The sequence below is a fragment of the Burkholderia sp. JP2-270 genome (assembly GCF_003233675.1).
Classification (GTDB): Bacteria; Pseudomonadota; Gammaproteobacteria; order Burkholderiales; family Burkholderiaceae; genus Burkholderia; species Burkholderia pyrrocinia_C.
The window spans coordinates 3,367,163-3,379,240 of the sequence record NZ_CP029824.1 but is presented as its reverse complement, the minus strand read 5'-3'; the positions used below and the strand labels follow the sequence as shown (position 1 = coordinate 3,379,240).

The following is a 12,078-nucleotide window of genomic DNA, read 5'->3' as shown; positions in this document are numbered from 1 at the left end:
AAGCCGCGCTATAGCGCGGCTTTTTACATGGGGTGCGGCAGGCGTGAACAGATCTGCGGCGGAAATCGGGCATGCCGGCGCGGCGATCTCGTGACGCAACTAACGGTCAAATCCTGCCAGCACCCGCATGCATCGCCGACCGCTCAGTTCACCTTCATCCGCTGCAGTTTGTTGTACAGCGTCTTGGGGCTGATGCCGAGCAGCGTCGCCGCGCGGTGGCGCGTGCCGCCGACCGCGTCGAGCGTCGCACGGATCAGCAGATCCTCGACGTCGGCCAGCGGCGTGCCGACCTTGATCTGCACGCTGCTGCCGTTCAGCGCGGCGCCGGCGGCGAAGCTGGTCTCGCCCGCGCGCAGCGTCTCGATGAAGTCGCCCGATGCGTCGTACGCGAAGCGCACGCGCTCCTGCAGCTCGCGCACGTTGCCGGGCCATTCGTAGGACACGCATTCGCGCACGAAGCCCGGCGCCGCACGCTTGTCGGTCGTGCTGCGGCCGGTCGCGCGCGCTTCGCGGTTCAGTTCGTCGATCAGCGCGTCCGCGATCGCGAGTGCGTCGCCGTCGCGCTCGCGCAGCGGCGGCATCGTGACCGATGCCGCATCGAGGCGCAGCCACAGATCCTCGCGCAGCGTGCCGTTCGCGACCGCTTCGCGCGCCGGGCGGCGCGTGGTCGCGATCAGCCGGAAATCGCTCGTGATCGCGCTCGTGCCGCCGATCCGCATGAAGTTCTGCGAATCGAGCGCTTGCAGCAGCGCTTCCTGCAGCACCAGCGGCAGCGCGGTGATCTCGTCGAGGAACAGCGTGCCGCCGCCGGCCTGTTCGAACAGGCCCGATTCGCGGCGCTCGGCGCCGTCGAACGCGCCGCGCTCATGGCCGAACAGTACGCTGTCGAGCGATGCGCCGTGCCGGCCGGCCTGCGTGATCGTCCGGCAGTCGAACGACACGAACGGCCCTTTGCGGCGGCGGCTCAGTTCATGCAGCGTGCGTGCGGCCAGCTTCTTGCCGGTGCCGGCTTCGCCCGCGAACAGCACGGCCGTTTCGGTGCGCGCGTTGTGCTCGATCATGTCGTACACGTGCTGCATCGCGTCGCTGCGGCCGACCAGTGCGCCGAAGCGGCCGAGATGGCGCAGCGATGCGCGCAGCGACTGCACTTCGTCGATCAGTTCGTACGGGCGGGGGATTCGCGCGAGCAGGCTGCGCAGGCGCGGAATGTTGATCGGCTTCAGCAGGTAGTCCCAAATACCGTGACGCAGGCCCTCGATTGCGCTTTCGACCGTCGCGTTGCCCGTCAGCACGATGACGGGCAACGAGCCGTTCGGCTGTTGCTGCGGCAGGTGCTGGAGCAGGTCGAAGCCGCTGCCGTCCGGCAGGTTCAGGTCGACGAGGACGACATCGGGAATCGAGCGGCCGAGCGCCGTGCGCGCTTCGGCGAGCGACGTGGCCGTGTCGACCGAGAAGCCGTCTGCGGCGAGCAGCGCGGTGAGGCCGGAGAGACTGTTGGGATCGTCTTCGACAATCAGGGCGTGTGGCATGGTGGACGCGGGTCGAGTCAAGAGAGGCGGGCTGTCGGCCATCGGGACCGCAGCCGCATGTCAGATTAAAAACTGATTTTATGCCCCGCCGAACGCGTAACGCGCATTATTTCTCCGGCGCTATAAAACAGTTACCGATGATACAAATTGAATATCTTTACCGGTGGATTTTGTGCTTGATATGGCACTGGTTTGTCGTCGCTGTTGGCGACAGGCAAACAAAAAGCGCCCCGAAGGGCGCTTTGTTCGACGCGGGAATCGCTGGCGATTACGCGCGGCTGCGGTATTCGTTCGTGCGCGTATCGATTTCGATCTTGTCGCCGGTGTTGCAGAAGAGCGGAACCTGCAGTTCGAAGCCCGTTGCGAGCTTGGCGTTCTTCAGCACCTTGCCCGACGACGTGTCGCCCTTGACGGCCGGCTCGGTGTAGGTGATCTCGCGAACGAGGATCGTCGGCAGTTCGACCGAGATCGCCTTCTCGTTGTAGAACACGACTTCGCACGCCATGCCGTCTTCGAGGTAGTTCAGCGCTTCGCCCATCATTTCGGCTTCGACTTCGTACTGGTTGTAGTCGGCGTCCATGAACACGTACATCGGGTCGGCGAAGTACGAGTACGTCACTTCCTTGCGGTCGAGCATGACGACTTCGAACTTGTCGTCGGCCTTGTAGACCGATTCCTGGCCTGCGTTCGACAGCAGGTTCTTCATCTTCATCTTGACGACGGCGGCGTTACGGCCCGACTTGTTGTATTCCGTCTTTGCGATGACCCATGCGTCGCTGCCGATCTGCACGACGTTGCCTACGCGGAGTTCCTGTGCGGTCTTCATAAAAAACTGTCCTGATCAAATCAAATAAATAGGTGCCTGAGCGTTGCGCAACAGCCGAGGTGCCAAGCGGTGCGTTCCGGTGGACGCCAAAAGCGAGCGCTTGCATGGTCAGCCGTCGGATAACCGCTTATTTTAACTGAGATTTTGCGTATTCGGCCAGCTTTCCGGCGAGATCGCCGACGGCCGCGAGCGCATCGGCCCAGCGGGCCGCGTTGGCGTCCAGTGCGGCCCGGTGTTGCAGGAAATCGGCCCAGTCGGGCGTGCCGGCACCGTTCCACGCATGCCAGAAGCGCTCGAGCGCCGCGCGCGGCGCGTCGGCGAGGCCGGCCGACAGGTGCGCGAGTGCGGCGTCGAGCTTCGGCAGGTGCGCGTCGTCGGCCTGCGGGTAGATGTGCCACACGAACGGCTTGCGTGCCCACTGCGCACGGACGAACGAATCCTCGCCGCGTACGAAATTGATGTCGGATACCCACAGCAGCGGGTCGTAGTCGGCCTGCGGAACGAACGCGAGCCCGTGAGCGACCAGGTTGCCGCAGCTCGCATGCGCGCCCGCGCCGAACGACTCGACCCCGAAAAAGCGCGCGACGGCAGGCGACACGCGGCCGGCCGGCACGAGCGCGACGACCGGCGACGGGCCGTCGCGCCACTGCGCGAGCAGCGCGTCGACGGCCGGATTCTCGTACGCGAACAGGCTGACGACCGTCGTGCCGGGCGCCGGCGGCGCGCCGCCGGTCGCGCGCTGCCACCACGCGGCGCGCGCGGCCGCGTCGGTTTCGAACGCCGTGCGGCGTGCATCGAGGTCGTGTTCCTTCAGGACGCCGCCCGTGCCGGCCGACAGGCCAGGGAAGAAGAATGTCTTCAGCAGCGGGTAGCGCGGATGCGGCGACGGCCGCAAATGGAAATCGGCGACCCAGTCCTCGGCGCTCAGGTATTCGAGGTTGATCCACACCGGGCGACGCGCGCGGCGTGCCATTGCCGCCAAATATGCACCGGGCAGCTCGCATGCGAATGCCTCGATCACGACATCGGCGATCTCGAGCGCGTCGCCGGCTTCCGCATGCCAGTGCTCGATCGCGATGCCGTCGACCGCCTGCCGTACCGCGTCGGGATCGAGCCCCGGCAGCAGGCGCGCGAACGTGCGCAGGTCGTCGACGAACAGGCGAACCTGCCAGCCGTGCTCGTGCGCGAGCTGGCGCGCGACGCGCCAGCACACGCCGATGTCGCCGAAATTGTCGATTACCGTGCAGAAGAGGTCGCAGGCGATCGGTTCGCCCGGCACGAGCGGCGCAGCGGATTGGGGGGCAGCGGTGGTGCGTGGCATCGAAGTGGGCCGGTGAATGCTCTAAACTGGCGATTCTAATAGACCCGTCCCGCGTTACAAGGCGCCCGGATCACGCATGACAGCCCCAGAAGCCTCCGATACTCCGTTCGAACCGAAGAAGATCCTTGCGCAGTTGCCGCACATGCCGGGTGTCTATCGCTATTACGACACGGCGGGCGCCGTCCTCTACGTCGGCAAGGCGCGCGACCTGAAGAAGCGCGTGTCGAGCTATTTCACGAAGACGCAACTGTCGCCGCGCATCGCGATGATGGTCACGCGCATCGCACGCGTCGAGACGACCGTCACGCGCTCGGAAGCCGAGGCGCTGCTGCTCGAGAACAATCTGATCAAGGCGCTCGCGCCGCGCTACAACATCCTGTTTCGCGACGACAAGTCGTATCCGTACCTGAAGCTCACCGCGCACCGTTTTCCGCGGATGGCCTACTACCGCGGCTCGGTCGACAAGCAGAACCAGTATTTCGGGCCGTTCCCGAGTGCGTGGGCCGTGCGCGAGAGCATCCAGATCCTGCAGCGCGTGTTCCAGTTGCGGACCTGCGAGGATTCGGTCTTCAACAACCGCACGCGGCCGTGCCTGCTGCACCAGATCGGGCGCTGCACGGCGCCGTGCGTCGGTGCGATTTCCGACGAGGACTACGCGGTCGACGTGTCGAACGCCGCGCGTTTCCTGCTCGGCCGGCAGTCCGAAGTGATGAAGGAGCTCGAGCAGAAGATGCACGCGTTCGCGGCCGAGCTGAAATTCGAGCAGGCGGCTGCGGTGCGCAACCAGATGAGCTCGCTCGCGACGGTGCTGCATCAGCAGGCGATCGAGGTCGGCGGCGACAGCGACGTCGACATCCTGGCGGTCGTCGCGCTGGGCGGGCGCGTGTGCGTGAACCTTGCGATGGTGCGCGGCGGCCGCCATCTCGGCGACAAGGCGTATTTCCCGACGCACGTCGAAAGCGCGCTGACGCTCGCCGAGGGCGGTCTCGGCGACGAGGCGGAGGTGGCGGAGGTCGCCGACACGGCTGACGCGACCGACGCGACCAATGGCGTACTGCCCGACCAGCCCGCGGAAGACGGCGGCAGCGCGCGCGGCGACGCGGTGGCGTCGGTCGAGGCCGAGGTGCTCGATGCGTTCATCTCGCAGCACTATCTCGGCAACCGCGTGCCGCCGGTGCTCGTCGTGAGTCATGCGCCCGCGAGCCGCGACCTGCTCGAACTGCTGTCCGAGCAGGCCGGTCACAAGGTGTCGCTGGTGCGGCAGCCGCAGGGGCAGCGGCGCGCGTGGCTGTCGATGGCCGAGCAGAACGCGCGGCTCGCGCTCGCGCGGCTGCTGTCCGAGCAGGGCTCGCAGCAGGCGCGTACGCGCGCGCTCGCGGAGACGCTCGGCTACGAATGCGACGATCTCGCGACGCTGCGGATCGAATGCTTCGACATCAGCCATACGATGGGTGAGGCGACGCAGGCGTCGTGCGTCGTCTATCACCATCACAAGATGCAGTCGGGCGAGTATCGTCGCTACAACATCACGGGTATCACGCCGGGAGACGATTACGCGGCGATGCGGCAGGTGCTCACGCGCCGCTACGAGAAGATGGTCGAGCAGGCCGCGCAGACGGCCGCCGCCGACGCTGCGGCCGGCATCGACGGCGAGTCGACGCGTCAGGCCGAGGCGTCGAGCCTGCTGCCGAACATCGTGCTGATCGACGGCGGCAAGGGGCAGGTCGAAATCGCGCGCCAGGTGTTCACCGAGCTCGGCCTCGACACGTCGATGCTGGTCGGCGTCGCGAAAGGCGAGGGGCGCAAGGTGGGCCTCGAGACGCTCGTGTTCGCGGACGGCCGCACGCCGCTCGAACTCGGCAAGGAGAGCGCGGCGCTGATGCTCGTCGCTCAGATTCGCGATGAGGCGCACCGCTTCGCGATCACGGGCATGCGCGCGAAGCGGGCGAAGGCGCGCCAGACGTCGCGGCTCGAGGAACTCGAAGGCGTCGGCGCGAAGCGCCGGCAGCGGCTGCTCGCGCGTTTCGGCGGGTTGCGCGGCGTCGTTGCCGCGAGCGTCGAGGAACTCGCGAGCGTCGAGGGCATCTCGCACGCGCTCGCCGAGCAGATATACAAGCAGCTTCACTGACGTGCCCGTGCGCCCGGCTGCCCCTTGCCCGCGTTTTCGCGTTCTTGTGGCAGGCCGGTCGACACGGCACAATTGCGAATCCTTTACTGTCCCGGATGCCATGCCGTTCAATTTCCCGATTTTCCTGACGTGGGTGCGGATCGTGCTGATTCCGCTCGTCGTCGGCGTGTTCTATCTGCCGGACACTGTGATGGGCGGCGCGCACCGCAATCTCGCGGCGGCGGCGATCTTCATCCTTGCCGCGCTGACCGACTGGTTCGACGGGTTTCTCGCGCGCAAGTGGAACCAGACGTCGTCGTTCGGCGCGTTTCTCGATCCGGTGGCGGACAAGCTGATGGTGACGGCCGCGCTGCTGATCCTCGTGCAGATTTCGCGGGTCGACGCGGCGATCGCGCTCGTGATCGTCGGCCGCGAGATCGCGATCTCGGCGCTGCGCGAGTGGATGGCGCAGATCGGCGCGTCGAAGAGTGTCGCGGTGAACCAGCTCGGCAAGTTCAAGACCGCGTGCCAGATGGTCGCGATCCCGATGCTGCTGTTCTACGGGCCGCTGCCGCTCGGCGTCGCGACGATCGACACGCGCGTGTGGGGCGAGTGGCTGATGTATCTCGCGGCGGTGCTGACGATCTGGTCGATGCTGTACTACATGAAGCTCGCGTGGCCGCAGATTCGCGAGCGCGGCGGCGCGTGACCTGCGCCACGTACTCGTCGGCGCAGGTTTTTTGGAAAAAGGGCAGGAAAAGCCCTTGACACACGAATGTGCCTTCGACATAATCTCGCTTCTCCGCTGCACGGCGAAGTAAGTGCGACGGGGAAGCAGTAGCGCAGCAATACGCGGGAGTAGCTCAGTTGGTAGAGCGCAACCTTGCCAAGGTTGAGGTCGCGAGTTCGAGACTCGTCTCCCGCTCCAGATTTTTCTGGCAGCGTGTTGGTCGGCAAAGCGCTGCACATGCAGGACAAATGCGGGAGTAGCTCAGTTGGTAGAGCGCAACCTTGCCAAGGTTGAGGTCGCGAGTTCGAGACTCGTCTCCCGCTCCAGGATTTTTCGGCAGCGTGTTGGTCGGCAAAGCGCTGCACATGCAGGACAATGCGGGAGTAGCTCAGTTGGTAGAGCGCAACCTTGCCAAGGTTGAGGTCGCGAGTTCGAGACTCGTCTCCCGCTCCAAGTAATGGGGAAGCCACGCTTCCCTTTTTATTTGATGGACTTACGGTCCTCGAATAAAAATCTGTCGCTTGCCTTCACGGCATCCGGACAGTCCGCTTTTGGCGCGATAGCAAAGCGGTTATGCAGCGGCCTGCAAAGCCGTTTAGGCCGGTTCGACTCCGGCTCGCGCCTCCAGGTAGGAAGAGAAAAGCCCCGCTTCGGCGGGGCTTTTCTTTTTCTGTCTCGCTTTCGGCGGGTTTCACATCGAGATGGTGTCCGATCGTCGGCGGGGCTCGGTCCGTCGATTCGCGTCGATCGACTCGGGTGACGCCTTGTCATGGATCGGACATAAAGTCACGTTGCTGCCCGGGTTTGCCGGCGGCTCCGACGCCGTCGCGCGAGGTTCGCCTTTCGATCAGTTTCGCTCTGCGCTTGCAAATGTGGCTATCCGATTTAGTATGCGGAAAACCATGCGCCGGCGCGGGCGCACACTCATGCAGTGAGGAGACCCATGCACCCACGGACGGCAGCCCCTTACTCCATTGTGGCCGTCGGCATCGTGATCGCCTGCGCGCTGATGGGCCTGTGCGTGCTGCAACTGTTCCAGAGCCGCCACGACGCCCTGGAACGCGCCAGTGAGACCTCGCGCAATCTCGGCCTGATGGCCGAGCGCGACATCGAGCGCAACTTCGAACTCTACGACCTGTCGTTGCAGGCGTTGATCCATGGTCTGCAGCGGCCCGACGTGATGGCAGCTTCGCCGGCCCTGCGGCAGGGCGTGCTGTTCGACCACTCGATGACCGCGCAATTTCTCGGTTCGCAACTGGTGCTCGATGCCGACGGCAACATCATTCTGGATTCGGCCAACCATGTTCCGCGCAAGGGCAATTTCGCCGATCGCAAGTACTTCACCGTTCACCGCGACAATCCAGACGTGGGGCTCTATGTCAGCGATCCGTTCGCGTCGCGCCTGCGCAGCGGCATGCTCAGCATTGCGCTGTCGCGGCGAATCTCGAACCCGGACGGCTCGTTTGCCGGCGTTGCGCTGATCGCGGTCAACCTCGAATATTTCCATCAGCTGTTCGCGGGGCTGTCGCTGGGGCAGCATGGGTCGATGTCGCTGATCGGCAAGGATGGCGTCATGGTCATGCGCCAGCCATATGATGTCCGTACCATCGGCCGCGACATCAGCAAGGCAGCAACCTTTCGACGGTTCGGAGCCGCCCCGGAGGGCTCGTTCTCGGAAACGGCGTCGATCGACGGCGTGCGCCGTCTCTACTACTTCAAGCATCTACCGATGCTGCCGTTGATCATCATGGTTGCGGAAGCCGAGCAGGACATCTATGCGGCGTGGTGGCACCGAGCCGTGACGATCGGTGCGCTTGTGGCGACGTTCGGCGCCGCGTTTATCGCGCTGTCCGTCATGCTCGGCGCGCAACTGCGGCGCCGGATGCGTGCGGAGTCCGAGCTTGTGCTGCTGGCGCGCACCGACGGTCTCACCGGCCTGAACAATCGCCGCAGCTTTGGCGAAGTGCTGGACCGGGAATGGCGTCGCGCACGGCGGGCCAGTTCCATTTTCTCGCTGCTGTTCGTCGACGTTGACCGCTTCAAGGCCTACAACGACATCTATGGCCACCAGGCGGGCGACGACGCGTTGACTGCGGTCGCACGCTGCATCGGCGAAAACATCCGCCGGCCAGTGGATACGGCGGCCCGCTACGGCGGGGAGGAGTTCGTGGTGTTGCTCCCCGATACCCCGCAGACGGGGGCAGCCCAGATTGCCGAGCGGATTCGCGCGGCAATCGACGAACTGGCACTCGAGCACGCCGGAAGCGAATACGGGCGCGTCACCGCCAGTATCGGACTGGCGAGTTGGGCGCCGGATCAGGAGGGTGAGCCGAGTGCCGTGATCAAGGCGGCCGACGAGGCGCTGTACTATGCAAAGGCAACCGGCCGGAACAAGGTCGCTACCTTCCAGCCCACGGCTTGACGGAAACCGTCCTCCTCAGTGACCTATGGTTTGGCGGCTTCGATACCGCAAAAGCCCAGCTTGGCCGCTGCGGATGCAACGGCGTGCGGGCGATCAGCCATCCACCGGCCGCGCCGGCGTTTCGAGCTTCAACTGATAGAACGCCGCATCGAGCCAGCGGCCGAACTTGAATCCCGCCTCCGTGATCGTGCCCGAGTGCACGAATCCCAGTTTCGTATGCAGTGCGATGCTCCCGGCATTGGTCGCGTCGATACAGCCGACCAGCACATGCACCTGCGCTTCGCGCGCGCGCCGGACCACTTCGCGCAGCAGCAGTTCGCCGAGCCCGCGGCCGCGCTGGTCGCGGTGCACGTAGACGCTGTGTTCCACCGTGTACTTGTACGCGGGGAACGCGCGGAACGTACCCCAGCTCGCGAAGCCGAGCAGCGTGCCCGACGCGTCCACCGCGCCGACGACCGGAAAACCGCCCGCTCGCTTCGTTGCAAACCACGTGGCCATCGCTTCCGGCGGGCGCGGCCGGTAGTCGTACAGCGCGGTCGAATTCACGATCGCGTCGTTCAGGATCTCGAGGATGGCCGCTGCGTGCTCGGCCTCGCTGCAATCGATCAGGCGCACGCCGTCGCGCTGTTTCGGGGAATTCATACGGGCTCCGGTTGGTTTTGAACGGGTTGCGCACACGGCGCGCGCATCACGTGCTCCGCGCGCCGGCCGCGGACGCGTCGCAGATCACGACGACATAGCGCGCGGCACGCGACGACGGGTTGCTGAAGATCAGCGGCCGATCGAGCCGCATGGCCAGACAGTCGCCTTCGTGAAGTTCGTGAAGCTCGCCGCCGAACGTGACGTCGACGCGGCCGCTGATGATCCACACCTGCTGATGCAGCGCGCTTTCGCGTCCGCCGCTGTCGTACGCGACGCGCGCACCGGGCGGGAAATCGACCTCGACGAGCTGGATCGGCGACGGCCAGCCGGGCGGGGACAGGTTGCGCCGCACATAGCCGGACGCCGGATCGCGCCATTCGACCTGCTGCGCGCGCCGTGCCAGCGGCTGCACGGGCGTGTCGTCCCGGTCGCCGCCGAACAGCCCGGCCAGCGACACGCCGAGACCTGCCGCGAGCTTGTCGAGCACGACGGCCGTCGGGCTGGCCGACGCGCGTTCGATGAGCGAGATCATCGAACGGCTGACGCCGGAGCGCGCGGCCAGCGCATCGAGCGTGTAGCCTCGAGCAGTACGCAGGTCGCGCACGCGCCGGGCGATGCGCTCGTTGATGCCGGTATCGTCGGCAGCGGTCGTCACTGATTCTTTCATGATGGATTTATTCTCCAGCAAACTGGAATTCGATGTCAACGGCGCATTGGCAGCGGCCGACCGATGGCGCGACGGCCTCCGAATGCCTTGCCCGGCAGTCACGCGCAGCGTAATATACGAATCGACTACGTTTCGTTTAATTGGGGATATATGGGTATCATCAAGATTTCCGAGCACATGCATGAACGGCTGCGCTCGACGAGCACGGCGTTGAGCCGGTCGATCAACGCGCAGGCCGAACACTGGCTGCGTGTCGGGATGCTGGCGGAACTCAATCCGGCGCTGTCGTACGGCGACATCTGCCGGATGCTGATCGAGGCCGAAGCACGGGGCGGCGATTTGGCGCCGGCAGAGCCGGTCGCGCACGGCATCGAGCAGGTGGCGTAATGGCGAAGCGCGAAATCCCGATCCGCGGCACCGCAGAAATCGCCAAGTCGCGCGAGGCGGCGACGCTTGCGTCGCAGGTGCTGACGATGATCACCGAGCATGTGAAGCCTGGCGTCTCCACCGACGAACTGGACGCGCGCTGCCGCGAATACATCGTCGACGTGCTTGGCGCGATACCGGCGAACATCGGCTACCACGGCTATCCGAAAACCCTGTGCGCGTCGGTCAACCACGTGGTCTGTCACGGCATTCCATCGTCACGCCCGATGCGCGACGGCGACATCGTGAACCTCGACATCGCGGTGATCAAGGACGGCTGGTACGGCGATACGAGCCGCATGTATTTCGTCGGTGAACCGGGCGAGCTCGCGCGGCGCCTCGTCGCGGCAACCTACGAAGCGATGCACGCGGGTATCCGCGCGGTGCGTCCGGGCGCGACGCTCGGCGACGTCGGTTATGCGATCCAGCAGGTCGCGCATCGCGAAGGGTTCAGCGTGGTCCGCGAGTACTGCGGGCACGGCATCGGCGACGTCTATCACGACGAGCCGCAGGTGCTTCACTACGGCCGTCCGGGCACCGGCGTGCCGCTGCGGCCGGGGATGATCTTCACGATCGAGCCGATGCTCAACGCGGGCAAGCGCGACACGCGCGTGCTGCCGGACGGATGGACGGTCGTCACGAAGGACCATTCGCTGTCCGCGCAATGGGAGCACATGGTCGTGGTGACGGAAACGGGTTTCGAGGTGCTGACCGACGATGCGAAGCCGCAGGCATTTGCGGCGCTTTCCGGCACGCGCGCGGCCTGACGCGCGCCGTGCCCGTCGGCGCGGCGGCGCAGATGAACGGGCCCTGCAGCAGGGCCTGTTTGGTTCGAGGTCGCGCGGCACGACTCACCCGCGACTGCGGTTGCCTGCTGCGTGACGCGAGGCCGCTGCTTAACCGCGCGCCTTCTGCCAAGCGTGTTCGACGAACACGCGGCACAGCGCTTCCATCCCTTTGCGGTCTTCATCGTCGAAGCGTGCGGCGACCGGGCTGTCGACGTCCCACACGCCGATCAGCGTGCCGTCGCCGGCCACCAGCGGCACGACGATTTCCGATTCCGATGCCGCATCGCACGCGATATGGCCGGGAAAATCATGCACGTCGCGCACGACCTGCGTCTCGCGCGTCTGCGCGGCCGTGCCGCACACGCCCTTGCCGAGCGCGATCCGCACGCACGCGGGCTTGCCCTGGAGCGGCCCGACCACGAGTTCGGCCCCGTCGAAGAAGTAGAAGCCGGCCCAGTTGAGGCGGTCGAGCGAGTGGTAGACGAGCGCGGAGAAATTCGCCGCGTTCGCGGTCAGGTCGCGTTCGGACTCGACGAGCGCGCGTGCCTGCTCGACGAGCGTCGCGTATTGATCGGCCTTGGAGGCGGTGGGGTCGTTGGACAGCGTGAACATGGCGGGAA

11 protein-coding genes and 4 tRNA genes are annotated in these 12,078 nt (G+C 65.6%); 9 read left to right on the top strand and 6 right to left on the bottom strand.

The features are described from left to right. Window positions 1-143: 143 nt before the first annotated feature. The 3 genes from DM992_RS15895 to earP form a co-directional block, all read right to left on the bottom strand. Window positions 144-1,529, bottom strand: coding sequence for a sigma-54 dependent transcriptional regulator (locus tag DM992_RS15895; RefSeq protein WP_034183110.1), 1,386 nt, complete (start codon window positions 1,527-1,529; stop codon window positions 144-146). Window positions 1,530-1,797: 268 nt separating this feature from the next. Further along, window positions 1,798-2,355, bottom strand: coding sequence for an elongation factor P (efp, locus tag DM992_RS15890; protein ID WP_034183111.1), 558 nt, complete (start codon window positions 2,353-2,355; stop codon window positions 1,798-1,800). A gap of 127 nt (window positions 2,356-2,482) precedes the next feature. Then, window positions 2,483-3,676, bottom strand: a complete 1,194-nt coding sequence (gene earP, locus DM992_RS15885; RefSeq protein WP_111017514.1) for an elongation factor P maturation arginine rhamnosyltransferase EarP — start codon at window positions 3,674-3,676, stop codon at window positions 2,483-2,485. A 76-nt stretch (window positions 3,677-3,752) separates the two neighbouring features. Between earP and uvrC the strand changes: the two genes are divergently transcribed. The 7 genes from uvrC to DM992_RS15850 all read left to right on the top strand — a co-directional run bounded on the left by uvrC (window position 3,753) and on the right by DM992_RS15850 (window position 8,935). Continuing rightward, on the top strand, window positions 3,753-5,804 hold the full coding sequence (gene uvrC / locus DM992_RS15880; RefSeq protein ID WP_111017513.1) for an excinuclease ABC subunit UvrC: 2,052 nt from the start codon (window positions 3,753-3,755) through the stop codon (window positions 5,802-5,804). Window positions 5,805-5,904: 100 nt separating this feature from the next. Further along, on the top strand, window positions 5,905-6,492 hold the full coding sequence (pgsA, locus tag DM992_RS15875; protein WP_034183114.1) for a CDP-diacylglycerol--glycerol-3-phosphate 3-phosphatidyltransferase: 588 nt from the start codon (window positions 5,905-5,907) through the stop codon (window positions 6,490-6,492). 143 nt (window positions 6,493-6,635) lie between these two features. Further along, window positions 6,636-6,711 (top strand) — tRNA-Gly (locus DM992_RS15870). 52 nt (window positions 6,712-6,763) lie between these two features. Then, window positions 6,764-6,839 (top strand) — tRNA-Gly (locus DM992_RS15865). A 51-nt stretch (window positions 6,840-6,890) separates the two neighbouring features. After that, a tRNA-Gly gene (locus tag DM992_RS15860) sits at window positions 6,891-6,966 on the top strand. A 100-nt stretch (window positions 6,967-7,066) separates the two neighbouring features. After that, window positions 7,067-7,140 (top strand) — tRNA-Cys (locus DM992_RS15855). Between the two features lie 316 nt (window positions 7,141-7,456). Next, window positions 7,457-8,935, top strand: coding sequence for a sensor domain-containing diguanylate cyclase (locus DM992_RS15850; RefSeq protein WP_111017512.1), 1,479 nt, complete (start codon window positions 7,457-7,459; stop codon window positions 8,933-8,935). 93 nt (window positions 8,936-9,028) lie between these two features. On the opposite strand, the gene DM992_RS15845 is transcribed toward DM992_RS15850, so the two are convergent. Further along, complete coding sequence (locus DM992_RS15845; protein ID WP_111017511.1) at window positions 9,029-9,577, bottom strand: GNAT family N-acetyltransferase; 549 nt, start codon at window positions 9,575-9,577, stop codon at window positions 9,029-9,031. Window positions 9,578-9,623: 46 nt separating this feature from the next. Then, window positions 9,624-10,244, bottom strand: a complete 621-nt coding sequence (locus DM992_RS15840) for a helix-turn-helix domain-containing protein (protein WP_111017510.1) — start codon at window positions 10,242-10,244, stop codon at window positions 9,624-9,626. A gap of 150 nt (window positions 10,245-10,394) precedes the next feature. Here DM992_RS15840 and DM992_RS15835 point away from each other — a divergent pair, with 150 nt between their 5' ends. Beyond that, window positions 10,395-10,631 carry a ParD-like family protein gene (locus DM992_RS15835; RefSeq protein ID WP_111017509.1) on the top strand — a complete coding sequence of 79 codons (237 nt, stop codon included), beginning with the start codon at window positions 10,395-10,397 and terminating at the stop codon, window positions 10,629-10,631. Further along, on the top strand, window positions 10,631-11,437 hold the full coding sequence (gene map, locus DM992_RS15830; RefSeq protein ID WP_111017508.1) for a type I methionyl aminopeptidase: 807 nt from the start codon (window positions 10,631-10,633) through the stop codon (window positions 11,435-11,437). Before DM992_RS15835 ends, map begins: the two co-directional genes overlap by 1 nt. Window positions 11,438-11,566: 129 nt before the next feature. Here the strand turns inward: map and DM992_RS15825 are convergent, their stop codons facing one another. Further along, window positions 11,567-12,070: a GAF domain-containing protein gene (locus DM992_RS15825; RefSeq protein ID WP_111017507.1), complete on the bottom strand. Its 504-nt coding sequence runs from the start codon at window positions 12,068-12,070 to the stop codon at window positions 11,567-11,569. Between the last annotated feature and the right edge of the window lie 8 nt (window positions 12,071-12,078).